Below are 22,553 nucleotides of genomic sequence, written 5' to 3'. Positions count from 1 at the left end.
CCTCCGTGGTGGCCGAGATGAACGCGAGGTGAATTCGCTGACAGTAAAGACACCATGTGACGGCCGTGCGTCACAAGGGTCACGATTGATGACGGCCGATCGCGCCGTTGCGCGGGCGCATCGGCACAATGGTCCTCATGGCCTCCTCCGAACCGCTCGTCCTCGGCATCGAGACCTCGTGCGACGAGACCGGCATCGGCATCGTCCGTGGCCACTCGCTGCTGGCCGATGCGGTCGCGAGCAGCGTCGAGGAGCACGCGCGCTTCGGCGGCGTCGTGCCCGAGGTCGCCTCCCGGGCGCACCTGGAGGCGATGGTCCCGACCATCGAGCGGGCCTGCGACACGGCCGGGATCGCGCTGCGCGACGTGGACGCGATCGCCGTCACCGCCGGACCGGGCCTGGCGGGCGCGCTGCTGGTCGGCGTCGCGGCCGCGAAGGCGCTCGCGATCGGTCTCGACAAGCCGCTGTACGGCGTCAACCACCTCGCCGCCCACGTCGCCGTCGATCAGCTCCAGCACGGCGCGCTGCCCGAGCCCTGCCTGGCGATGCTGGTCTCCGGCGGCCACTCCTCGCTGCTGCGCGTCGGCGATGTCACCGGCGACATCCAGCCGATGGGTGCCACCATCGACGATGCCGCGGGGGAGGCCTTCGACAAGGTCGCCCGGCTGCTCGGTCTCGGCTTCCCCGGCGGGCCGGTCATCGACCGTACGGCCGTCTCCGGCTCCTCGATAGCGATCGACTTCCCGCGTGGGCTGACCACCAGGAAGGACCTCGAGCGGCACCGCTTCGACTTCTCCTTCTCGGGCCTCAAGACCGCCGTCGCCCGCTGGGTCGAGGCCCGCGAGCGCTCTGGTGAGCCGGTCCCGGTCGCCGACGTCGCCGCCTCCTTCCAGGAGGCGGTCTGCGACGTACTGGTCCGCAAGGCGCTCGATGCCGCCTCCTCGGAGGGCATCGACGAGATCGTGATCGGGGGCGGCGTCGCCGCCAACTCCCGCCTGCGTGTGCTGGCCGAGGAGCGGGCGAGCAAGCTGGGCATCCGGATCCGGGTCCCGCGCCCGGGGCTGTGCACCGACAACGGCGCCATGGTCGCCGCACTCGGCTCGGAGATGGTCGCCCGCGGCCGTACGCCCTCCGCGCTCGACCTCCCGGCCGACTCCTCCCAGCCGGTCACCCACGTCCTGGCCTGACGTCGAGAGGTCACTTCTCGAGGCTCGAGCGGTCACTTTCTGCGGGGCGAGCGGACAAAGGGATCGAGGCGCCACCCGAAGGTGACGCCTCGATCTCGGCGGGGTGCGGCGAGGCTCAGGCCTCGACCAGCTCCTTCTCCTCGTGCTTCGCCTCGTCGGCGTGACCCGGCCACCAGGCGCGGTGACCCAGGAGCGCGGTGATCGCCGGGGTGAAGAACATCGCCATGACGAACGCGGCGATGAGGATGCCGAAGGCGATCGAGAAGCCGAGCGTCAGCAGGAAGCTGTTGCCGCCCAGCATCAGCGAGGCGAACGTGCCGGCCAGGATCAGGCCGGCCACGGCGATCGTCGGGCCGGCGTGCTTGACGGCCTCGGCCGCCGCCTCGCGGGGATCCTTGCCCTCGCGGGCCTCCTCACGCAGTCGGGTCAGCATGAGGATGTTGTAGTCGGTGCCGAGCGCGACCACGAACAGGTAGATCATGATCGGCAGCATGAAGAGCAGGCCCTCGTCGCCCTTGATGTGCTGGAAGACGATGACTGCCGAGCCGAGGGTCGCGCCGAACCCCAGCGCGACCGACAGCATGAGGTACCACGGCGCGACCAGCGAGCGGAGCACGAGGCCGAGGATCAGCATGATGATGATCGCGGCGACCGGGAAGACCACCCGGTAGTCGCGGTTCATCGCGGCCTGGAAGTCGACGAATACCGACGTGATGCCGCCGACCTTCGCGGTGGTGCCGGTGGGGGCGGCGTCGTGGGCGGCCGGACGCAGCCCGTCCTTCACCGTGGAGATCGCGGCGTCGGACGACGGGTCGGCCTTCAGCGTCACGATGAACATCGTGGTCTTGCCGTCGGGCGAGGGGAGGGCCTGCGGAGCCACCGCGGCGACGCCGGGGACCTTGGCGAGTGCCGCGGAGAAGGCGGGGAACGTGGCCGGGTCGAGCTTGCTGTCAGAGGTCAGCAGGACGGGCGTCGGCTGGGTGGCGCCGGCCGAGAGGCCGCCGTCCTCCATCGTCTTGGTCGCCTGGGCCGACTCGACGTTCGCAGCGGACTGCGAGGAGCCGAGGTCGAAGCTCGGGTTGAAGCCGCTGATGAACAGCGTGAGGATCACCAGCAGGCCGCCCGAGACGAGCGCGAAGCGGGCCGGGCGCTTGCCCAATGACTGGCCGATGGCGGAGAAGCCCTTGTTGTCCTTGGGCTCCTGAGCCCACTTCTTCGAGGGCCAGAAGAACGCCTTGCCGAGCACGTTGACGACCGCGGGGACCAGCGTCAGCGCCGCGACGAGCATGACCGCGACGGCGATCGCGAGCGCCGGACCCATCGAGCGGAACATGCCGAGCGAGGAGAGCGCGAGCGTCAGGAACGCGACGATGACGGCACCACCGGCGGAGGCGATCGCCTCTCCGGCGCGCTCCACGCCACCGAGGATGGCCTCCTTGTGGTCGGCGCCCTTGCGGCGCAGCTCGCGGAAGCGGAAGAGGTAGAAGAGGAAGTAGTCGGTGCCGATGCCGAAGAGCACGACGCCGAGGATGACGGTCAGCGAGCTGTCGGCCTTGAGGTCGAACAGCTCGGCGGCGATGCCGATGAAGCCGTTGGCCACGGCGAACACGACGCCGACGATGACGATCGGGGTGATCGCGGCCAGGACGCTGCGGAAGATCACGCCGAGCAGGATCAGGATCAGCAGGATCGTCGCGAGCATGACGATCGCCTCGGCGCTCTTGCCCGACTGCGACTGGTCGTACGACTGGGGGAGCGTGCCCGTTGTCTGCGCCTTGAGAGCGGTGCCGTCGGTGGCCTTCGTCAGCTGCTTGCGCATGTCCACGACCTGGTCGAAGTCGCGCTGGTCCTGACCGGTCACGTTGCGACCGATGCCGATGTTGACGATCGCGACCTGCTTGGTCGGCGAGGGCGTCACCTCACCGACGTCGGTGAAGTCGGAGCCCAGGTCGAGACCCTTCGCGATGGTGCCCGCCTTGGTGAGGTCGTCCCCGCTCAGCGCCACGCCGTCCGTACGTGAGAACACGATCGTCGCGCCGGAGTCGTTGTGCTGCGGGAAGGCGTCGGTCATCAGGTTGGTGGCCTGGATCGACTCGTAGTGGCTGGGCAGGAAGTCGGACTGGTCCGTCGTGGACTTCAGGCCGGGCGCCAACGCCACGACCAGGACCGTGAGGACCACCCACGAGGCGATGATGTACCAGGGTCGACGCGCAGCAAGGCGTCCTAGAGCTCCGAACATGCGCCCAAACCTAATGGAGTCAGGCGACAATCACTTCCGAGTCAGGGGGATCTCAGGGGTCACTCAGGGGTATTCAGGACCAACCTCACGCGGGCCCCCTGACATGTGTCACGTAAGCGGCTGGACCAGCAGGCAGGTGCCTTCGTCGGCGACCCGGGTCAGCACGATCGTGGCCTCGTTCGGACCCTGCGGGGAGAGCCGTCGGCGCAGCTCCTCGGGCACGATCGCGACCCCCCGCTTCTTGATGGTCAGCCGCCCGACGCCCCGCTCGCGCAGCGCCGCACGGAGCGCCCGCTCGCGATAGGGCAGCTCCTCGACCACGCGATAGCCGCGGGCGAAGGGCGTACGGAAGGCCTCGTCGGCGGTGACATAGGCGATCTGCTCGTCCAGCAGGCCGCCCCCGACCCCCGCGGCGACGGCGGTCACCAGGCCGGCGCGGATGACGGCACCGTCGGGCTCGTAGAGGAACTCGCCGACGGCGCGCACCCCGACCGCCTCGGCGCCCGGGTCGTCCTCGTCGGTCAGGGTGGCGAGCCCGCCGTCGCCGAGCACGGTGGCGCGCCGGCGTACGGTCGCCAGGCTCCCCGACCACAGCGCGGCCTCCTTGACCTCGCCGTGGTCGCTGACGAACTCTGCCTCCACACCGGCCGGGATCAGCTCGTGCGGGACGCCCGGCGCGACCTTCACGCACGCGTCGCGGGCGAGGAGCTCGAGGACGAACGGCCACGGCGGCGTCCAGCCCTCCGTGTCCATCACCCGCCCGCGGGAGCGGTTGTTCGTACGCCGGGCCGGATCGGCGAAGGCGACCGCGAAGGGGGAGTGGTCGACCTCGGTCGCGTCGGCCACCATCACCGCGCCCGACAGGCCGAGGGCGGCGAGGTTGGCGCGCGCGACCGCCACCCGCTCGGGATCGAGGTCCACGCCCGCGGCGGTGATGCCGGCCCGCGCCATCGCGACCAGGTCGCCGCCGATCCCGCAGCCCAGGTCGATCGCCGAGGCGGCCTCGAAGGCGACCAGCCGCGCGGCCCGGTGCTCGGCGACCGGGAGCCGGGTGGCCTGCTCGAGCCCGTCCGGCGTGAAGTACATCGACGCCGCGAGGTCGCCGAACTTCGCCACCGCTTTCGCCCGCAGCGAAGCCTGGCTCATCGCCACCGCGACGTACGACGCCTCGACGTCGGCGAACTCCCGTCTCAGCGCGGACTGAGCCTTGAGAGGATCCCCGCGCGTCTCTGTCCCGAGCGCCACGGCGCGGGCCAGGACCTGCTGGCCGGGATCGGTGAGCAGCCAGTCGAAGGCGTCGAGGTCCACGCGCACATTCTCGCAGTGAGCCCGACTCTGGCACTCGTTATAGCTGAGTGCTAACGTCGTGCCTGGCACTCTCGCATCGAGTGTGCCAGCGCCTGCGACACGGACACGACCCCCGCGACGGCGTGGCCGGGAGCCGCAGGCACAGACGTTCATCACCCATACATCTGTGTGAAGGGGAGGTCGACATCGTGTCGATCAACATCAAGCCGCTCGAGGACCGCATCGTCATCAAGCAGGTCGAGGCCGAGCAGACCACCGCCTCCGGCCTGGTCATCCCGGACACCGCCAAGGAGAAGCCGCAGGAGGGCGAGGTCCTCGCTGTCGGCCCCGGTCGTGTCGACGACAACGGCAACCGCGTCCCGCTCGACGTCGCTGTCGGTGACAAGGTCATCTACAGCAAGTACGGCGGCACCGAGGTCAAGTACGCCGGCGAGGAGTTCCTCATCCTCGGCGCCCGCGACATCCTCGCGGTGATCGGCTGATGCCGAAGATCCTCGAGTTCGACGAGAACGCCCGCCGCGCCCTCGAGCGCGGCGTCGACGCCCTCGCCAACGCCGTCAAGGTGACGCTCGGCCCGAAGGGCCGCTACGTCGTCCTCGACAAGAAGTGGGGCGCGCCGACGATCACGAACGACGGTGTCACCGTCGCTCGCGAGATCGAGCTCGACGACCCGTTCGAGAACCTTGGTGCGCAGCTCACCAAGGAGGTCGCCACCAAGACCAACGACGTCGCCGGTGACGGTACGACCACCGCGACGGTCCTCGCCCAGGCGATGGTCCACGAGGGTCTGCGCGCGGTCGCCGCGGGCGTCAACCCGATGGGTCTCAAGCGCGGCATGGACGCCGCCGCGGCGAAGGTCAGCGAGGCGCTCCTCGCAGCGGCCCGCCCGGTCAACGACGAGTCCGACATGGCCTCCGTCGCGACCATCTCCAGCCGTGACAGCCACATCGGCGAGCTGCTCGCCGAGGCGTTCAGCAAGGTCGGCAAGGACGGTGTCATCACCGTCGAGGAGTCGAACACTCCCGCCACCGAGCTGGAGTTCACCGAGGGCATGCAGTTCGACAAGGGCTACATCTCGGCGTACTTCGTCACCGACGCGGAGCGCCAGGAGGCGGTCCTCGACGACCCGTACATCCTGCTCGTGCAGGGCAAGATCTCCTCGATCCAGGAGCTCCTCCCGGTCCTCGAGAAGGTCATGCAGTCCGGCAAGCCGCTCTTCATCCTCGCTGAGGACGTCGAGGGCGAGGCCCTGTCCACCCTCGTGGTGAACAAGATCCGCGGCACGTTCAACGCCGTCGCGGTCAAGAGCCCCGCCTTCGGTGACCGCCGCAAGGCGATCATGGAGGACATCGCCGTCCTGACCGGTGGTCAGGTCGTCGCGCCCGAGGTCGGGCTCAAGCTCGACCAGGTCGGCCTGGAGCACCTCGGCCAGGCCCGTCGCATCGTGGCGACGAAGGACAACACCACCATCGTCGACGGCGCCGGCGACCCGGCCGCTGTCAGCGGTCGCGTCAACCAGATCAAGGCCGAGGCCGAGAACACCGACTCCGACTGGGACCGCGAGAAGCTCCAGGAGCGCCTCGCCAAGCTCGCCGGCGGCGTCTGCGTGATCAAGGTCGGCGCTCACACCGAGGTCGAGCTCAAGGAGAAGAAGCACCGGATCGAGGACGCCGTCTCCGCGACGCGCGCCGCGATCGAGGAGGGCATCGTCCCCGGCGGTGGCTCGGCTCTGGTGCACGCCGTCTCGGTGCTCGAGGGTGACCTCGGCTTCGAGGGCGACGAGGCTGCCGGCGTGCGCATCGTGCGCAAGTCGGTCGACGAGCCGCTGCGCTGGATCGCGGAGAACGGCGGCGAGAACGGCTACGTCGTGGTCTCCAAGGTCCGTGAGGCCGGCGTCGGCAACGGCTGGAACGGCGCCACCGGCGAGTACGGCGACCTGGTCGCCCAGGGCGTCATCGACCCGGTCAAGGTCACCCGCTCGGCGCTCATCAACGCGACCTCCATCGCCGCGATGCTGCTCACGACGGAGACGCTGATCGTGGAGAAGCCCGTGGACGAGGAGCCCGCTGCGGCCACCGGTCACGGTCACGGCCACGGTCACTGATCCACCAGCTCCACCCGGACGCCCCGGCTGCCTCGGCAGTCGGGGCGTTCGTCCGTCCGGAGTGACTTCGCCGCGTGAGGTGTGGCCGGGGCCCGGCCGGGGCACAGCCTCCTCATGGACGACGTCGAGGTGATCGTGATCGGCGCCGGCATGGCCGGACTGCGCTGCGCCGGCCTGCTGCAGGCGGCGGGGATCGACGTGGCGGTCCTGGAGGCCGATGACGGCGTCGGGGGCCGGGTCCGCACCGACCGCGTCGACGGATTCCTGCTCGACCGCGGGTTCCAGGTCGCCAACCCGGCCTACCCCGCACTCCGCGCGGCCCTCGACGTCGAGGCGCTGGCGCTTCAGTCGTTCCCCGCCGGGGCGCGGGTGCTCAGCGACGACGGCGTGCGCACCCTCGCCGACCCGCTGCGCGCACCGCGGCTCGCCGCTCCGAGCGCGCTCGCCGTGCTGCCGAGGCCGACCGAGCTCTGGGCCCTCGGGCGCTGGGCCGCGCCCCTGGCCACCGGTATCGCGAAGGAGCACGGTCTCGCCGCGCATCTCCTCGCCGCCCGGCCCGACGTGTCGCTCCAGGAGTCGCTGGATCGCGCCGGCGCCCGCGGCCTGCTGCGCGCGACCCTCCAGCGCTACCTGGCGGGCGTGATCCTGGAGGACGAGGGGCAGACCTCCACGGCCTTCGTGCTGATGCTCCTGCGCAGCTTCGCCCGCGGCACCCCCGGACTGCCCCGGGACGGCATGCAGGCCCTGCCGCAGGCACTCGCCGAACCCCTGGCTCACCGGGTCCGCCTCGGCGCGCGGGTCGAGCAGATCGAACGCGACGGGACGCGCGCCCGGGTACGCACCGCGGTCGGCACGGTCACCGCGGATCGGGTCGTGGTGGCGACCGACGCGTGGGCGGCCGAGGCGCTCCTGGGCAGGGAGAGGCTCGCCGCGCCGGCCGCGAAGGGCCTGGTCACCGACTGGTACGCCACCGACGAGCGGCCGGAGGACACGGGCATCCTGCATCTCGACGTGCGCAGCACCAGGGGTCCTGCGGTCAACGCCTGCGTCGTCTCCGCGGCGGCGCCCAGCTATGCGCCCGCGGGGCGCCACCTCGTCCAGGCCACGAGCCTGTTGCCACCGGGATCGGACCCGGTGCCCGAGCCGGACATCCGCCGGCACACCGCCACGATGCTGGGCACCACCGGGAGCGCGCTGACGCTGCTGCGCCGAGACGCGGTGCCACACGCTCTGCCCGCCCAACCGGCACCGCTGTGCGTACGTGCCCCACAGGAGGTGGACGAGGTGACGCTGGTGTGCGGCGACCACCGCGACACCGCCTCCACCCAGGGCGCGCTGGTGAGCGGCGCACGAGCGGCCCGTGCGGTCCTGGCCTCGCTGGGGCGGGCGTCGTGAGCGCGCCGGCCGAGGGGCTGAGCGTCCTGCTGACCGGCGCCACCGGATTCGTCGGCAGCCGACTCGCGCCTGCGCTCGAGCAGGCCGGCCGCCGCGTCCGCGCGATGACGCGCCATCCCGACGACTACACGGGTGCCGGCGAGGCCGTCTACGGCGACGTCGGCCAGCCCGACTCCCTGCGCGCCGCGCTCGACGGCGTGGACGTGGCGCTCTACCTGGTGCACTCGCTCGGCGAGGCCGACTTCGAGCAGCGCGACGCCGACGCGGCGAGCGCCTTCGCGGCCGCGGCCGAGGAGGCCGGCATCCAGCAGCTGGTCTACCTCGGCGGACTCGGCGGCGAGAAGGACCTCTCGGCACACCTGCGCTCGCGGCGGGAGGTCGAAGGCCTGCTCGCCGCCACCGAGGTGCCGCTCACCGTGCTGCGTGCGGCGATCATCGTCGGCGCCGGCGGCATCTCGTGGGAGCTGACCCGGCAGCTGGTCAAGAACCTGCCCGCGATGGTGGTGCCGCACTGGGCGACCACCCGCACCCAGCCGATCGCCATCGACGACGTCATCCGCTACCTGGTCGGCGTCGTCGGCAACGCCGAGGCGTACGGGCGCACCTTCGAGATCGGCGGCGCCGATCGGCTCACCTACACCGCGATGCTGCAGCAGGCGGCGGAGGAGATCAACGGCTCACCGCTGCCGATCGTGGAGGTGCCGGTGCTCACGCCGCGGCTGTCCTCGTACTGGATCTCGCTGGTGACCGACGTGGATCCCACCACGGCACGCAACCTGATCGACTCGATGCGCAACGAGGTGTTGCAGAACGACACCTCGATCCGCGACCTCGTCCCGGGTGAGCCGCTGGGCTATCGGGAGGCGGTGCGCCTCGCGCTCGGCGAGCGGCTGCGGGCGGGGGAGAAGCCCTAGCCGAACAGCGGCGGCAGGACGAGCAGCATGATCAGCGACCAGCTCACATGGGTCACGACCGGCGCCAGGATGCCGCCGGAGGCACGACGCTCCAGTCCGACCACGACCCCGAGGATCGCGGCGGCGAGCGCGAGCATGACGTTGCCCGTCGCGAGCGTGACCGCGGTGTAGGCCAGCGTGGTCCACAGGACCGGTCGGCGCGTCACCGCGGCGTAGAGCGCGCCGCGGAAGAAGAGCTCCTCGGCCACGCCGTTGAGGGAAGCCACGCCGATCAGGATCGGCAGCGATCCCTCGCCGGTGTAGTCCAGCACTCCCGCGACCCGGTCGCCCAGGTACGGGATCTCGCGTACGACGAGCGCGCCGACGGTGAAGACCCCCGCCAGTCCCAGGCCGACGACCGCCGGGGCGAGCAGGGGTCGGCCCAGAGCTCGGTCGGGTCCGTGCCCGGCTCCGCGTCGCGTCCCGATGCGGCCCAGGTGGAGCGGTCCCGAGGCGAAGGCGCCCCCGACCCAGACCGCGGCGAGCGCGAGCGTGGCGGGATAGAACCAGGGGCTCCCGGGCTCGATGCGCAGGGTCACGCCCAGCACCACTGCCCCCAGGAGCGCGAAGATCGCGGTGACCCACTGCCGGCGGCGCAGCCGTGCCCGCGACTCGCGGTGGTCGCGGGGCACCGTCTCCCACAGGGAGCGGCGCAGCCAGGAGAGGACAGCACCCATGCCCGGGGAGGTTAACCGCAGGGACGTTCCCGATGCGCTTCCCGATGCGTTGCGTGGGAGAAACATCGTCGCAACAACGGCCCGGAAGGATCGAGCCATGCTCTGGCGCGTACGAACCACCCTCCCCGACCGGCCCGGGACCCTGGCCGCACTCGCCCGGCGATGCGGCGACGCCGGCGTCAACATCCTCGGCTTCCAGGTCTTCCCCGGCATCGGGGAGGTCACCGACGAGCTGATCGTGCGGACCCCGTACGGCTGGGAGGCGCCGCGCCTGATCGAGCTCGTCGACGAGAGCGGCGGGAGCCGTACGGTCGTGCTGCCCTCGCGAGAGGCGGCGCTGATGGATCAGCCGACCCGCTACATCCGGGCCGCACAGATGATCATCGAGCGTCCGATGTCCTTCCCCGAGGTGGTCTCGCGCCTGTTCGACACCGCGGCCGAGCCGCGAGGCGGTGACGACGAGGAGCTCGACGTCATGGAGATGACGGTGGGCGAGATGGTGGTGCACGTCCGCCGCCGGACGCCGTTCACCGCCACGGAGCACGCCCGTGGCGCCGCGCTCGCCGACCTGGTCAGCGACTCCCTGCGGCGCTCCGCGGGCCGCGATGCGGTGGATCCCGCGCAGGCGGGTACGACCAGCCTGGAGTACATCGTCGACGGGACCGCGGTGACCGCCTACGCCGGCCACGACGCGGTCGGTCGGGTCACGCTGATCTCGGGGCCCCAGGGCGACGACGAGATCACGTACGGCATCTCGCTCATCGTCGAGCCCGCGTGGCGGCGGCGCGGGATCGGCACCCAGCTCCTCGTCGACGCGGCGCGGCTGGCGCGAGGGCGCGGCGCCGAGGCGCTCGTCATCACCACCGCCGCCGAGGACCCCGCCGTCCTGCCGCTCGTGCTGGCTGCCGGGCTGCGCGGCCTCATCCGGCTGAGCTCGGACGAGCTGACCGTCCGGGTGCCGGTGGCGCGGCTCAAGCCGCTGGTGCGCTGAGTCCGGCTCAGCCCCACGTACGGGTCGCGGCGCGCAGGGCCGCGGCGGCGCACCGGGTGGCCGCGGGCGGGTCGCCACGCGTCACCAGATAGGTCGTGCTGATCGGCGGGTCGTCGCTCGGGTGCAGGTCGAGCAGCCGCCCCTCGACGAGGTCGCGCTGCGCCAGGTAGCGGGGGAGGACCGAGACGCCCGCGCCGGCCACGACCGCGGCGCGCACGGCCCGCAGGTCGGGGACCGTCAGCGACGGGGCGACCTCGAGGCGGACCGCGAACGCGTGCCGCCAGAAGCGGCGCAGCAGGGGCACGTCGGCCGCGTACGCGATCAGAGCCGTGCCGGCGAGGTCCGCCGGCGACCGCACCTCGGTGAGCGAGCCGCCCGCCGGGCCGACCAGGACCAGCTCCTCGTCCGCGAGCGGCTCCGCGCGCAGGCTCCGCCCCTTCGGGCGCGAGGTGGCGATCACCAGGTCGAGCCGGCCGTCGCGCAAGGCGTCGAGGAGGTCGTCGGTCAATCCGGGCGTGATCTGCAGCTGCACGCCGTCGCGGACCAGGGGAGCGAGCGCCGGGGCGGCGACCTCGGCGAGGAGCTCGGCCGGACCGCCCAGGCGCAGCAGCGGGTGCGCGGCGCCGCCGAGCACCGGGCCGAGGGTGTCGACCAGCGCCGAGCCGACGGCGGCGAAGGGAGCGGCCAGGCGGCCGGCGAGCTCATCGGCGTACGCCGTGGGGACCACCCCGCGGGCGTGCCGCTCGAAGAGCGGCTGACCGAGAGCGGCTTCCAGGGCGCTGATCTGGGCACTGGCCGAGGGCTGGGCGAGACCCAGGGCCCTGGCGGCCCCGGAGATGGAGCGCGACTGGTGGACGGCAAGGAAGGTACGCCAGCGGGTCAGGTCGTCCAACCCATCGGTTCTCCTATCGCTCATATCGACAAGGTATCGGAGTAGGCGGCGCTGTTGCGCCGTTGAGCACCACGTACCGCACCACAGACACAGTTGGAGGAAGCAGATGTCCACCGTTCTCTTCGCGATCACCGGCGCCCGCACCTGGACGCTCAACGACGGCACCGAGCACGCCACCGGCTACTGGGCCGAGGAGGTGCTGGCGCCGTACCGCGCGCTGGTCGCCGCCGGCCACGACGTCGTCGTCGCGACCCCGGGCGCTGTCGTCCCGGTCGTCGACGAGGCGAGCCTGGCACCCGACTACACCGGCGGCGTCGACGTCCGCCCCGAGCTGGCCGCGATCGACGCGCTGACCCACCCGATCGATCTGGCCGGCGTCGACGCGACCGCCTTCGGCGCCGTCTACTACCCGGGCGGCCACGGCCCGATGCAGGACCTCGCCACCGACCCGGCCTCCGGCAAGGTGCTCATCAGCGCGCTCGACGCGGGTCTGCCCCTCGCGGTCGTGTGCCACGGTGCCGCTGCGCTGCTGTCGGCCGACCGCGCCGACGGCACCTGGGCTTTCGCCGGTCGCCGCTTCACCGCCTTCTCGGACGAGGAGGAGCGCCAGGGCGGCCTCGCCGACAAGGCGCCGTTCCTGCTCGAGAGCTCGCTGCGGGAGCGCGGCGGCGACGTCGAGGTCGGCGACGCGTGGGGCGACCACGTCGTCGTCGACGGCAACCTGATCAGCGGCCAGAACCCGCAGTCCAGCGAGAGCGTCGGCAAGCTCCTCGTCGACGCCCTGGCCTGATCCGTCGAGAGGTCACTTCTTGTGGCTCGAGAGGTCACTTCTCGATGCCCGAGAAGTGACCTCTCAACCCGCAGGAAGTGACCTCTCGACCTCAGGGGGTCATCAGGACGAAGCTGACCTCGCCCTGGTCGGTGGTCACGGGCTTCAGCGGCTCGCTGGCCTGGTTGAACAGGCCGTCGGTGGTGAGGCGAAGCAGGGCGGCGCGGCGCTCGCCGCCGGCCTCGAAGCCCTGGAACAGGATCGAGTCGTCGCTCTCCCAGACGACCTGCCAGCCGAGGTAGACCTTGTTGGCGATCGAGTCAGGGGTCTGCGCGATGACCGCGCCGCTGCGGGCGTCCAGGATGGCGTACGCGGACGGGTCGCCGTTGTCGCCGACCGGCACCGCGGCCACGTACCTCCCGTCGGGGCTGAACGCCATCGGCCGCCACTCGTTGTGCCACAGGGTCTGCCCCGTGGTGCCGTCGGCGACCGCCCCCTCGTACGTGGTCGCCGGGCTGCCGAGGACGCCGCCGACGAGGTCCGCCGCGTCCGACGCCGTCGTCGTCAGCACCTCGGAGGCGATAGTCGTGCGCCTGCCCTGCGGGCCCAGCACGGTGAAGGAGCCGTTGCCGGCGCTCACCACGGGGCCGTCGCCGAGGAAGCCCTGCAGGGTCTCATCCTGCTTCAGGTGCCAGGTCGACTCGGCGTCGCTCATCCCGCTGGCGATGCCGGCAGTGACCGTGTTGCCGATCTGCCAGGCCGCGCGGGTGCCGTCGGAGGAGACCGCGAGACTGCCGCCCTTGCCCTGCTGGAGGATCTTGCCGGTGTTGTCGGAGACCACCGTCGCGAGGTCGTACGTCGTGATCCAGCCGCCGTGGTAGGGCGTGAAGCCCTGCAGGGGTGCCCCGTCATGCTTGAGCAGCCCGGCCGGGATGGAGGCGCCGCCCGCGTGCAGATGCTGCTGCGGGTCGAGATAGCTCCACGCGGTGTGCTCGCCGATGGACACACCGCCGATGCCCAGACCCGTCGGCGCATCGGTGGCGGCCGTGGCGCTGGGCTCCGAGGTCGGGGTCGAGACCTGCGACGGGTCGGGCGTCGAGGTGGATGGCGCGATCCCGTGCTGGCCGCTGTCGTCGCTGCTCATGATGACCGCGGTCGGGACGACCACAGCCAGCACGGCGGCGGCGGCCACGCCGGCCACGAGTCCCGTCCGGCGGCGCCGGATCGTGCGGGCACGGCCGAAGACGTCGCCCAGGTCGGGGGCCGAGGCCGGGCGGGCGTCGGCGGTGCGGTTGAGCGAGGAGCGCAGCTGGTCCTCGAGACGGTCGTTCATCGTGCCTCCCTCCTGTCGTCAGGAGTGTCGATCTGGGGATGGTCGGGGACGCGCTGGCGCAAGGTGGCCAGCGCCCGGGAGGCCTGGGACTTCACCGTGCCCGGCGAGATGCCGAGCGCGGCGGCGATCTCGGCCTCGCTCAGGTCGTCGTAGTAGCGCAGCACGACCACGGCGCGCTGTTTCGGTGGCAGCGTCTGGACCAGCCGCCAGACCGCATCGCCCTGGCCGTCGTACTCCCGCCCGGGGACCGGCCGCTCGGGGAGCTGCTCGGAGACCACCTCCCGCCGCTTCCACGCGCGCCGCCAGGTCGAGCGGTGCTCGTTGACCATGATCCGGCGGGCGTACGCGTCGATCTGCGTGCGGTCCTGGATCCGGCCCCAGGCGAGGTAGAGCTTCGCGAGGGTCTGCTGGGTGAGGTCGTCGGCGCTGTGCGCATCGCCTGCGCACAGGAGGTACGCGGTGCGATGCAGGGCGGGGTGGCGCGCCGCGACCCAGGCCGTGAAGTCGGCGGCCGCCGTGTCCGTCCGGGGTCGGCGCATGCTCACCTCCCGCGACTCGAGCTCCACATGCTGCTTCATGCCCATCACACGCATTTCATGTGCGGCAGGTTGCATTCTCGTCGTTTCGCTGCGTGATGGGCTGCGCCCGTAGGATTTCGTCATGGAGCTCCCGGAGAAGTTCGCGACCCTCGGTCTGACCTACGACGACGTCCTGCTGCTGCCGGGTTACTCGGACCTGGCCCCGGACGAGATCGACACCACGAGCCGCCTCACCCGCGAGATCTCGCTGAAGGTCCCGCTCATCTCCGCCGCCATGGACACCGTCACCGAGTCGCGGATGGCGATCGCGATGGCGCGCCAGGGCGGCATCGGCGTCCTGCACCGCAACCTCTCGATCGAGGACCAGGCCTACCAGGTCGACCTCGTCAAGCGGACCCAGACCGGGATCATCTCCAACCCCGTCACCATCGGGCCCGACGCGACGCTCGAGGAGCTCGACCGCATCTGTGGTGAGTTCCGGGTCTCGGGTCTCCCGGTCGTCGACGCCGGCAACAAGCTCCTCGGCATCATCACCAACCGCGACCTGCGCTTCACCCCGGTCGCGGAGTGGGCCGGCACCAAGGTCAGCGAGATCATGACCCCGATGCCGCTGTTCACCGGCCCCGCCGGCATCTCGCGAGAGGACGCCACCGCGCTGCTGCGCCAGCACAAGCGCGAGCGTCTCCCGCTGATCGACGACGACGGCAAGCTCACCGGCCTGATCACGGTCAAGGACTTCGTCAAGGGCGAGCAGTTCCCCAACGCCTCGTACGACGCCGACGGTCGTCTGCTCGTCGGTGCCGCGATCGGCTACTTCGGTGACGCCTGGCAGCGTGCGACCACGCTGATCGAGGCCGGCGTCGACGTGCTCGTCGCCGACACCGCGCACGGCAACGTCCGGATGCTCATCGACATGGTCAAGCGCCTCAAGACCGACCCGGCCACCCGGCACGTCCAGGTCATCGGCGGCAACGTCGCGACCAAGGAGGGCGCGCAGTCCTTCGTCGACGCGGGCGCGGACGCGATCAAGGTCGGCGTCGGCCCGGGCTCGATCTGCACCACCCGCGTCGTCACCGGTGTCGGCGTCCCGCAGGTCAGCGCGGTCTACGAGGCGAGCCTCGCCGCGAAGCCGGCCGGCGTCCCGGTCATCGCCGACGGTGGCCTGCGCTACTCCGGCGAGATCGGCAAGGCCATCGTCGCCGGCGCCGAGTCGGTGATGCTGGGCTCGATGCTCGCCGGTGTCGCCGAGACGCCGGGTGACCTGCTCCTGATCAACGGCAAGCAGTTCAAGGCCTACCGCGGGATGGGCTCGATGGGCGCGATGTCCTCGCGCGGCAAGAAGTCCTACTCCAAGGACCGCTACTTCCAGGCCGAGGTCACCAGCGACGACATGATCGTCCCCGAGGGCGTCGAGGGTCAGGTGCCCTTCAAGGGCAACCTGTCGACCGTCGCCCACCAGCTCGTCGGCGGCCTGCACCAGACCATGTTCTACGTGGGCGCGCGCACCATCCCCGAGCTGCAGGAGAAGGGCCGCTTCATGCGGATCACCTCCGCCTCGCTCAAGGAGAGCCACCCGCACGACGTCCAGGTCACAGTAGAGGCCCCGAACTACCACGGCTGACCCCAACGCGGCCCGGCACGCACGCTCGCTGCGTCGTCGTGGCTCGACGGCCCGCTTCGCTCGAGGCCGCCTTCGCTCCTCCGCCTTGCGATCGCACGCACCGGACCACGTTGGTCCGGTGCGTGTCTTCGATTTCGGGTGGTGTCAGCGCGTACGGGCCCGCCGCCGAAACCGAGGCCCGCTCCGACGCTGGGCAGGGCGACGGTCTCTTCCCCGACGACCGGAAGCTGAGCCTGTTGGTCGGCGAGCTCGCCCAGCGCAGCAGCTGGTTCGCAACGCTTGGGACCGAGCACCCGGTGTTCGACTGCGGCTACGGACTCAAGAGCTTCGCCCATCCGGTCGTCCGACGGCTGGACCTCTCCTACGAGGCGTTGCTGATCGCCGACAGCAGCCAGCGGATGGTGCTCTACACCGCGGCGCCGGGCTCGGCCACGGCCGACGGTCTCGCCCTTCTCGCGCGCGGCTGAAAGTCGGTGATGGGGCGTGAGCCGTACCGGCTCATTAGACTGCCCCGGTGACCGAGATTGAGATCGGCCGCGCGAAGCGCGCCCGCCGGGCCTACTCCTTCGACGACGTGGCGATCGTGCCGAGCCGCCGCACGCGTGACCCCGAAGAGGTCAGCACGGACTGGCAGATCGACGCCTACCGCTTCGACATCCCCGTCCTGGCCGCGCCGATGGACTCGGTGATGTCGCCGGCGACCGCGATCAGGATGGGCCAGCTCGGCGGCCTGGGCGTGCTCAACCTCGAGGGCATCTGGACGCGGTACGAGAACCCCGAGCCGCTGCTCGAGGAGGTCGCCCACCTGCGTGGGGCCGACGCGACGCGTCGCCTGCAGGAGATCTATACCGAGCCGATCAAGGCCGAGCTCATCACCGAGCGCCTGCGCGAGGTCCGCGCCAGCGGCGTCACCGTCGCCGGCTCGCTGAGCCCGCAGCGGACCAAGGAGTTCGCGAAGACCGTCACCGACGCCGGCGTCGACCTCTTCGTCATCCGTGGCACCACCGTCTCCGCCGAGCACGTGAGCGGCCACGCCGAGCCGCTCAACCTCAAGGAGTTCATCTACGAGCTCGACGTCCCGGTGATCGTCGGCGGCTGTGCCACCCACCAGGCCGCGCTCCACCTGATGCGCACCGGTGCGGCCGGCGTGCTCGTCGGCTTCGGGGGCGGCGCCGCCCACACCACCCGTACGGTCCTCGGCATCTCCGTCCCGATGGCCTCGGCCGTCGCCGACGTCGCCGCTGCCCGCCGCGACTACCTCGACGAGTCGGGCGGCCGCTACGTCCACGTCATCGCCGACGGCTCCATCGGCCGCTCCGGCGACATCGCCAAGGCGATCGCCTGCGGCGCGGACGCCGTCATGGTCGGCTCGCCGTTCGCCCGCGCCTCCGACGCGCCGGGCCGTGGCTTCCACTGGGGTGCCGAGGCGCACCACCAGGACCTGCCGCGCGGTGCGCGCGTCGAGTTCGAGACCGTCGGGAGCCTCGAGGAGATCCTGATGGGTCCCTCGCACGTCGCCGACGGCACGATGAACCTCATCGGCGCCCTCAAGCGCTCGATGGCGACCACCGGCTACACCGACGTCAAGGAGTTCCAGCGCGTCGAGGTCGTCCTGGCCTAGCGGCCGGCGCCGACGAGGCGGAGCGCCAGCGCCGCCATGTGGACGCCGACGTCGTCGGGCGTCCACCGGCCGTCGTCGCGGTACCAGCGGGCGATGTCGATGCCGAGCGAGAGCACGGCGGTCGTCGCCATGCCGACATCGGCCACGTCGAACTCGCCGGTGGCCACGCCGGCCTCGATGACACCGCGCACCTCCTCCTCGATGGCGATCCGCAGCCCGCGGATCTCCTCGCGGTGCGGCGGGGAGAGCGCCTCGAGCTCGTAGTTCACGATCCGCGCCCACGTATGCCCCTCCGCGTGGTGGCGCCCGAAGTCGCGCGCGATCGCGGCCAGCCGCTCGCTCGGCGACCCCGCGATGCCGGCTGCCGCGCGGACCAGGTCGAGGGTGGTCTGGTGCCCGTCGCGGGAGATGACGTGCAGGAGCTCCTCCTTGGAGCGGTGGTGCACGTAGACGGCCGCCGGACTCATCCCGGCGGCGCTGGCGATGTCGCGTGTCGTCGTGCCGTGGAAGCCCTTCGCGCCGAACGCCTCGACCGCCGCGTCGAGCAGGCGGGCGCGGGTGGCATCGCCCCGTCCGGCGCTCTCCGGCAACGCGCTCATCGGTCCTCCTGACCCCGTCGGCCGGGGTGCATCTGGGTGTTGACCCCGCGCCTTGTGGTGGGGCATCGTGGCTATCCTAAGCGAGCGCTTAGTCAGATGACCATCCACGAAGGAGGGCCGCGTGGCCGCACGGTTCGAGGGCAGGACGGCGATCGTCACCGGGGCGAGCCGGGGGATCGGGTTCGGGATCGCGCAGCGGCTGGTGGCCGACGGCGCGCGGGTGGTGATCACCGCCCGCAAACAGGACACCCTCGACGAGGCCGTGGCCGCACTCGGCGGACCCGAGCACGCGCTCGGCATCGCCGGCCGCGTGGACGACACCGACCACCAGGTCGAGGTCGTCGCCCGCGCGATCGAGTCCTTCGGCAGCGCCGACCTGCTTGTCAACAACGCCGGCATCAACCCGGTCGCCGGTGGCCTGCTCCGGATGGACCTCGAGTCGGCCCGCAAGACCATCGACGTCAACTGCTTCGCCGGGGTCACCCTGGTCCAGCAGGTCCGCCGCGCCTGGATGAAGGAGCACGGTGGCGCGATCGTCAACGTCTCCTCGGTCGCCGGTCTCGGCCCCACGCCGCTGATCGCGCTCTACGGCGCCAGCAAGGCGATGCTCAACTACATCACCCAGGAGCTCGCCGTCGAGCTCGGTCCGAACATCCGGATCAACGCCGTGCTGCCGGCCGTGGTGAAGACCGACTTCGCGAAGCTGCTCTACGAAGGCCGCGAGGAGGAGGTCTCGGCGCCCTACCCGCTCAAGCGGCTCGGCGTCCCGGAGGACATCGCGAGCGTGGTGTCCTTCCTGCTCTCGGCCGACGCCGGCTGGATGACCGGCCAGCTGGTGACCGTCGACGGCGGCGTCACCGTCGCCTCCGGCGCGATCTGATGAGCCTGGCCCCCGGGTCCAGGGTCGTCGTCACGGGTGCTGCCCGTGGGATCGGTCGCGCGCTCGCCGTACGGCTGGTCGAGGGCGGCTGCCAGGTCGTGATCAACGACCGCGACGGCGCCGAGCTGGCCGAGGTCGCGCACGAGATCGGCGCCCATGCCGTCCCGGCGAACGTCGCCACCGAGGCCGGGATCGAGGCGCTCATCGAGGTCGCCCGCGACGAGCTCGGCGGCATCGACGCATGGTTCGGCAACGCCGGCATCGACCGCGGGCGGGGCCTGGGGATGAGCGAGCAGGACTGGTCGGACACCCACGAGCTCAACGTGATGGCTCACGTACGCGCCGCCCGGCTGCTGGTGCCGGAGTGGATCGAGCGCGGCTCGGGCCGCTTCGTCGTGACCGCCTCGGCCGCCGGCCTGCTGACGATGATCGGCGCCCCGGCCTACTCGGTGAGCAAGCACGGCGCGCTCGCCTTCGCCGAGTGGCTCTCGATCACCTACCGCCACCGCGGGATCGTGGTGCAGGCGATCTGCCCCCAGGGCGTACGGACCGACATGCTCGCCCGATCCGGCGACCTCGAGGCGCTGCTGTCGCGCGACAGCGCGATCGAGCCGGAGGCCGTGGCGGAGCTGACCTGGGAGGCGCTCGGCGACGACCGCTTCCTGGTCCTGCCGCACCCGGAGGTGGGCGGCTACTACGCCGCTCGCGCGACCAACACCGACGCGTGGCTCGGCGGCATGAACCGCCTCCAGCAGAAGATCGAGGGGGCCCAGCGATGAAGGCCTGGCAGGTCGCCGAGCTCGGCGAGCCCATGGACGTGCTGCGGCGGCTCGAACTGCCCGACCCCACCCCCGGCAAGGGCCAGGTGCTGGTGCGCGTGCTCGCGGTGCCGGCCAACTTCCCCGACGCGCTGATGTGCCGCGGTCTGTACCAGGTGCGCCCCGAGCTGCCGTTCACCCCCGGCATCGAGCTGTGCGGCGAGGTGGTCGCCCTCGGCGAGGGCGTCACCGGGCTCGCGGTCGGCGACCGGGTGATCGGCGCCCCGACGCTCCCGTACGGCGGCTTCGCCGAGCTCGCCCTGCTCGAGGCCTCGATGGCCTTCCCCGCGCCGGCGGCGCTGGACGACGCGGAGGCGGCGTCGCTCTTCATCGGCTACCAGACCGGGTGGTTCGCGCTGCACCGGCGCGCTCGCCTGCAGGCGGGGGAGACCCTGCTCGTGCATGCCGCCGCCGGGGGCGTCGGCAGTGCCGCGATCCAGCTCGGCAAGGCGGCCGGCGCGAAGGTCATCGGCGTCGTCGGTGGGCCGGCCAAGGCCGAGGTCGCCCGCGCGCTGGGCGCCGACGTGGTCGTCGATCGACACACCGAGGACTTCGTGCAGGTGGTGAAGGAGCAGACCGGCGGCCGCGGCGCCGACGTCATCTACGACCCGGTCGGGGGCGAGACGTACGACCGCTCCACCAAGTGCATCGCCTTCGAGGGGCGGATCCTGGTGATCGGCTTCGCCGGAGGCACCATCCAGCAGGCCGCGCTCAACCACGCCCTGATCAAGAACTACGCGATCGTCGGGCTGCACTGGGGTCTCTACAACGCGATGGACCCCGCGCTGGTGCGCCGGTGCCACGACGACCTCACCGACCTCGCGGCCCAGGGCCTGGTGAAGCCGCTGGTCAGCGAGCGCCTCGGCCTCGACCAGGTGGCCGACGGCGTGCAACGGCTCGCCGACGGCGAGACCGTCGGCAGGGTGGTGTTCGTCCCGTGACCGATCCCGTCATCGACGCGGTCGTCTTCGACTACGGCGGCGTCCTGACCACCCCGGTCGCAGACTCGATCACGGCCTGGCTGGCGGCGGACGGGATCCGTCCCGACTCCTTGTCCGCCGCGCTGAAGGAGTGGCTCGGCCGCAACGCCGAGGACGGCACCCCGATCCACCGCCTCGAGACCGGCGAGCTCTCCGCGCAGGAGTTCGGTGCCCTGCTCGCGGCCCGGCTGACCACCTTCGACGGCACCCCGGTCGAGCCGACCGGGGTCCTGCGGCGGCTCTTCGCCGCCATGGGCGACGACGAGCGGATGTACGAGCTCGTCGCCGACCTGCGCGCCGCCGGTGTCCGCACCGCGTTGCTGTCCAACAGCTGGGGCAACACCTACCCGCGCGAGCGGCTCACCGCGCTGATGGACGTCGTGGTGATCTCCGGCGAGGTCGGGCTGCGCAAGCCCGGCCCGGAGATCTACCGGATGACCCTCGAGCGCCTCGGCATCACCGACCCCGCCACCGCGGTGTTCATCGACGACGCCGGGCCGAACATCGAGGGCGCCGAGGCGATCGGCATGCGCGGTCTGCTTCACACCGATGCCGCCACCACCCGTACGGCCCTCGCCGCCCTGATCCCCGACCTGAGCCCGACCTCGGAGGCCTCCGCATGACCCAGGACCTGCCCGGCCTCGACCTCACCGCGCTCACCGCCTGGTGGCCCGACCACGTCGGCCCGCTCGCGGGCGGGCTCAGCGCAACGCTGATCGCGGGCGGCAAGTCCAACCTGACCTACCAGGTCACCGACGGTGCCCGTGGCTGGATCGTGCGCCGCCCGCCACTGGGCCACGTGCTCGCGACCGCCCACGACATGGCCCGCGAGTACCGCGTGATGACGGCGCTGCGCGACACCGAGGTGCCCGTGCCGACCACGTACGCGCTGTGCGAGGACCTGGCGATCCTGGGTGCTCCGTTCTACGTGATGGACCGGGTCGAGGGCACGCCGTACCGTTTGGCAGAGGAGCTCGCGCCGCTGGGCGCGGAGCGGGTCCGCGCGATCACCACCCGCCTGGTCGACACGCTCGCGGCGCTGCACCGGATCGACCCGGTGTCCGTCGGGCTGGGCGACTTCGGCCGGGCCGAGGGCTTCCTCGCCCGCCAGGTGGCGCGCTGGAAGAAGCAGCTCGACGCCTCGCACTCGCGCGACCTGCCGGCTGCCGAGGAGTTGTACGCGCGCCTCTCCGCCGGGGTGCCGCCGGAGTCCGCGCCGGGGATCGTGCATGGCGACTACCGGCTCGACAATGTCCTCATCGACGCGACACCCGAGCGTGGCGACCGGCTGACCGCCGTGCTCGACTGGGAGATGGCCACGCTCGGCGACCCGCTCACCGACCTGGCGCTGATGCTGCTCTACCAGCGCCTCGGCGCCGCCGCCGGCGCGCTCGTCTCCGACGTCGCCGCGGCTCCGGGCTACCTCACCGAGGACGAGATCCTCACCCGCTACGCGGCCGGCGGCGGTCGCGACCTGACCCACTTCGGCTTCTACCTCGGGCTGGCCGCCTTCAAGCTGGCCGCGATCCTCGAGGGCATCCACTACCGCTACTTGCAGGGCCAGACCGTGGGCCCCGGCTTCGACCACATCGGCGAGGCGATCCACCCGCTGCTGGCCGCCGGCCTCGACGCGCTCGACAACTGACT

22 protein-coding genes are annotated in these 22,553 nt (G+C 71.7%); 15 read left to right on the top strand and 7 right to left on the bottom strand.

The window, feature by feature from the left end; all coding sequences use genetic code 11:
* Positions 1-137 precede the first annotated feature (137 nt).
* Positions 138-1,187 carry a tRNA (adenosine(37)-N6)-threonylcarbamoyltransferase complex transferase subunit TsaD gene (gene tsaD, locus KSO98_RS00215; RefSeq protein ID WP_225282754.1) on the top strand — a complete coding sequence of 350 codons (1,050 nt, stop codon included), beginning with the start codon at positions 138-140 and terminating at the stop codon, positions 1,185-1,187.
* Between the two features lie 115 nt (positions 1,188-1,302).
* Here tsaD and KSO98_RS00210 read toward each other — a convergent pair whose 3' ends face one another.
* Positions 1,303-3,426: an MMPL family transporter gene (locus tag KSO98_RS00210; RefSeq protein WP_225282753.1), complete on the bottom strand. Its 2,124-nt coding sequence runs from the start codon at positions 3,424-3,426 to the stop codon at positions 1,303-1,305.
* Positions 3,427-3,534: 108 nt separating this feature from the next.
* On the bottom strand, positions 3,535-4,734 hold the full coding sequence (locus KSO98_RS00205; RefSeq protein WP_225282752.1) for a THUMP-like domain-containing protein: 1,200 nt from the start codon (positions 4,732-4,734) through the stop codon (positions 3,535-3,537).
* 188 nt (positions 4,735-4,922) lie between these two features.
* Between KSO98_RS00205 and groES the strand changes: the two genes are divergently transcribed.
* The 4 genes from groES to KSO98_RS00185 all read left to right on the top strand — a co-directional run bounded on the left by groES (position 4,923) and on the right by KSO98_RS00185 (position 9,147).
* Entirely contained in the window at positions 4,923-5,216 is a 294-nt protein-coding gene (gene groES, locus KSO98_RS00200; RefSeq protein WP_225282751.1) for a co-chaperone GroES, read from the top strand.
* Positions 5,216-6,838: a chaperonin GroEL gene (gene groL / locus KSO98_RS00195; protein ID WP_225282750.1), complete on the top strand. Its 1,623-nt coding sequence runs from the start codon at positions 5,216-5,218 to the stop codon at positions 6,836-6,838. Before groES ends, groL begins: the two co-directional genes overlap by 1 nt.
* 114 nt (positions 6,839-6,952) lie before the next feature.
* Entirely contained in the window at positions 6,953-8,233 is a 1,281-nt protein-coding gene (locus tag KSO98_RS00190) for a flavin monoamine oxidase family protein (RefSeq protein ID WP_225282749.1), read from the top strand.
* Positions 8,230-9,147, top strand: coding sequence for an NAD(P)H-binding protein (locus tag KSO98_RS00185; RefSeq protein WP_225282748.1), 918 nt, complete (start codon positions 8,230-8,232; stop codon positions 9,145-9,147). Before KSO98_RS00190 ends, KSO98_RS00185 begins: the two co-directional genes overlap by 4 nt.
* On the opposite strand, the gene KSO98_RS00180 is transcribed toward KSO98_RS00185, so the two are convergent.
* The gene (locus tag KSO98_RS00180) at positions 9,144-9,863 is read right to left on the bottom strand and encodes a CPBP family intramembrane glutamic endopeptidase (protein WP_225282747.1); all 720 of its coding nucleotides are present in this window, start codon (positions 9,861-9,863) and stop codon (positions 9,144-9,146) included. The genes KSO98_RS00185 and KSO98_RS00180 overlap by 4 nt on opposite strands.
* 97 nt (positions 9,864-9,960) lie before the next feature.
* Between KSO98_RS00180 and KSO98_RS00175 the strand changes: the two genes are divergently transcribed.
* On the top strand, positions 9,961-10,854 hold the full coding sequence (locus KSO98_RS00175) for a GNAT family N-acetyltransferase (protein ID WP_225282746.1): 894 nt from the start codon (positions 9,961-9,963) through the stop codon (positions 10,852-10,854).
* A gap of 7 nt (positions 10,855-10,861) precedes the next feature.
* On the opposite strand, the gene KSO98_RS00170 is transcribed toward KSO98_RS00175, so the two are convergent.
* A complete protein-coding gene (locus KSO98_RS00170; protein ID WP_225282745.1) occupies positions 10,862-11,770 on the bottom strand; it encodes a LysR family transcriptional regulator in 909 nt (302 codons plus the stop codon).
* 82 nt (positions 11,771-11,852) lie between these two features.
* Here KSO98_RS00170 and KSO98_RS00165 point away from each other — a divergent pair, with 82 nt between their 5' ends.
* Complete coding sequence (locus KSO98_RS00165) at positions 11,853-12,536, top strand: type 1 glutamine amidotransferase domain-containing protein (protein ID WP_225282744.1); 684 nt, start codon at positions 11,853-11,855, stop codon at positions 12,534-12,536.
* 91 nt (positions 12,537-12,627) lie between these two features.
* Here the strand turns inward: KSO98_RS00165 and KSO98_RS00160 are convergent, their stop codons facing one another.
* On the bottom strand, positions 12,628-13,848 hold the full coding sequence (locus KSO98_RS00160; RefSeq protein WP_225282743.1) for a hypothetical protein: 1,221 nt from the start codon (positions 13,846-13,848) through the stop codon (positions 12,628-12,630).
* Positions 13,845-14,426 carry a SigE family RNA polymerase sigma factor gene (locus KSO98_RS00155; protein ID WP_225282742.1) on the bottom strand — a complete coding sequence of 194 codons (582 nt, stop codon included), beginning with the start codon at positions 14,424-14,426 and terminating at the stop codon, positions 13,845-13,847. The genes KSO98_RS00160 and KSO98_RS00155 overlap by 4 nt, the downstream gene beginning before the upstream one ends.
* 82 nt (positions 14,427-14,508) lie before the next feature.
* Here KSO98_RS00155 and guaB point away from each other — a divergent pair, with 82 nt between their 5' ends.
* From guaB to KSO98_RS00140, 3 genes are all read left to right on the top strand, one after another.
* Positions 14,509-16,008: an IMP dehydrogenase gene (gene guaB / locus KSO98_RS00150; protein WP_225282741.1), complete on the top strand. Its 1,500-nt coding sequence runs from the start codon at positions 14,509-14,511 to the stop codon at positions 16,006-16,008.
* 122 nt (positions 16,009-16,130) lie between these two features.
* Positions 16,131-16,475: an MmyB family transcriptional regulator gene (locus tag KSO98_RS00145; RefSeq protein WP_225282740.1), complete on the top strand. Its 345-nt coding sequence runs from the start codon at positions 16,131-16,133 to the stop codon at positions 16,473-16,475.
* A gap of 47 nt (positions 16,476-16,522) precedes the next feature.
* Positions 16,523-17,629, top strand: coding sequence for a GuaB3 family IMP dehydrogenase-related protein (locus tag KSO98_RS00140; RefSeq protein WP_225282739.1), 1,107 nt, complete (start codon positions 16,523-16,525; stop codon positions 17,627-17,629).
* Here KSO98_RS00140 and KSO98_RS00135 read toward each other — a convergent pair.
* Positions 17,626-18,228, bottom strand: coding sequence for a TetR/AcrR family transcriptional regulator (locus KSO98_RS00135; protein WP_225282738.1), 603 nt, complete (start codon positions 18,226-18,228; stop codon positions 17,626-17,628). The genes KSO98_RS00140 and KSO98_RS00135 overlap by 4 nt on opposite strands.
* 121 nt (positions 18,229-18,349) lie before the next feature.
* Between KSO98_RS00135 and KSO98_RS00130 the strand changes: the two genes are divergently transcribed.
* The 5 genes from KSO98_RS00130 to KSO98_RS00110 are packed head-to-tail and all read left to right on the top strand — an operon-like array spanning position 18,350 to position 22,551.
* Positions 18,350-19,108, top strand: a complete 759-nt coding sequence (locus tag KSO98_RS00130) for an SDR family oxidoreductase (RefSeq protein WP_225282737.1) — start codon at positions 18,350-18,352, stop codon at positions 19,106-19,108.
* The gene (locus KSO98_RS00125) at positions 19,108-19,887 is read left to right on the top strand and encodes an SDR family NAD(P)-dependent oxidoreductase (protein WP_225282736.1); all 780 of its coding nucleotides are present in this window, start codon (positions 19,108-19,110) and stop codon (positions 19,885-19,887) included. Before KSO98_RS00130 ends, KSO98_RS00125 begins: the two co-directional genes overlap by 1 nt.
* Positions 19,884-20,867 (top strand): NADPH:quinone oxidoreductase family protein, encoded by a 984-nt coding sequence (locus KSO98_RS00120; protein ID WP_225282735.1) that lies wholly within the window; start codon positions 19,884-19,886, stop codon positions 20,865-20,867. Before KSO98_RS00125 ends, KSO98_RS00120 begins: the two co-directional genes overlap by 4 nt.
* Positions 20,864-21,529, top strand: coding sequence for an HAD family hydrolase (locus KSO98_RS00115; RefSeq protein WP_225282734.1), 666 nt, complete (start codon positions 20,864-20,866; stop codon positions 21,527-21,529). Before KSO98_RS00120 ends, KSO98_RS00115 begins: the two co-directional genes overlap by 4 nt.
* Positions 21,526-22,551: a phosphotransferase family protein gene (locus tag KSO98_RS00110; protein WP_225282733.1), complete on the top strand. Its 1,026-nt coding sequence runs from the start codon at positions 21,526-21,528 to the stop codon at positions 22,549-22,551. The genes KSO98_RS00115 and KSO98_RS00110 overlap by 4 nt, the downstream gene beginning before the upstream one ends.
* Positions 22,552-22,553: the final 2 nt, after the last annotated feature.

The organism is Nocardioides nematodiphilus, assembly GCF_020216525.1.
Classification (GTDB): domain Bacteria; phylum Actinomycetota; class Actinomycetes; order Propionibacteriales; family Nocardioidaceae; genus Nocardioides; species Nocardioides nematodiphilus.
This window is presented reverse-complemented; position numbering and strand designations above follow the sequence as displayed.

Coding starts and splice junctions, on each gene's coding strand:
- tsaD (WP_225282754.1), top strand. CDS start 138: ATGGCCTCCTCCGAACCGCTCGTCCTCGGCATCGAGACCTCGTGCGAC.
- KSO98_RS00210 (WP_225282753.1), bottom strand. CDS start 3,426: ATGTTCGGAGCTCTAGGACGCCTTGCTGCGCGTCGACCCTGGTACATC.
- groL (WP_225282750.1), top strand. CDS start 5,216: ATGCCGAAGATCCTCGAGTTCGACGAGAACGCCCGCCGCGCCCTCGAG.
- KSO98_RS00190 (WP_225282749.1), top strand. CDS start 6,953: ATGGACGACGTCGAGGTGATCGTGATCGGCGCCGGCATGGCCGGACTG.
- KSO98_RS00180 (WP_225282747.1), bottom strand. CDS start 9,863: ATGGGTGCTGTCCTCTCCTGGCTGCGCCGCTCCCTGTGGGAGACGGTG.
- KSO98_RS00175 (WP_225282746.1), top strand. CDS start 9,961: ATGCTCTGGCGCGTACGAACCACCCTCCCCGACCGGCCCGGGACCCTG.
- KSO98_RS00170 (WP_225282745.1), bottom strand. CDS start 11,770: ATGAGCGATAGGAGAACCGATGGGTTGGACGACCTGACCCGCTGGCGT.
- KSO98_RS00165 (WP_225282744.1), top strand. CDS start 11,853: ATGTCCACCGTTCTCTTCGCGATCACCGGCGCCCGCACCTGGACGCTC.
- KSO98_RS00160 (WP_225282743.1), bottom strand. CDS start 13,848: ATGAACGACCGTCTCGAGGACCAGCTGCGCTCCTCGCTCAACCGCACC.
- KSO98_RS00155 (WP_225282742.1), bottom strand. CDS start 14,426: ATGAAGCAGCATGTGGAGCTCGAGTCGCGGGAGGTGAGCATGCGCCGA.
- guaB (WP_225282741.1), top strand. CDS start 14,509: ATGGAGCTCCCGGAGAAGTTCGCGACCCTCGGTCTGACCTACGACGAC.
- KSO98_RS00135 (WP_225282738.1), bottom strand. CDS start 18,228: ATGAGCGCGTTGCCGGAGAGCGCCGGACGGGGCGATGCCACCCGCGCC.
- KSO98_RS00125 (WP_225282736.1), top strand. CDS start 19,108: ATGAGCCTGGCCCCCGGGTCCAGGGTCGTCGTCACGGGTGCTGCCCGT.
- KSO98_RS00120 (WP_225282735.1), top strand. CDS start 19,884: ATGAAGGCCTGGCAGGTCGCCGAGCTCGGCGAGCCCATGGACGTGCTG.
- KSO98_RS00110 (WP_225282733.1), top strand. CDS start 21,526: ATGACCCAGGACCTGCCCGGCCTCGACCTCACCGCGCTCACCGCCTGG.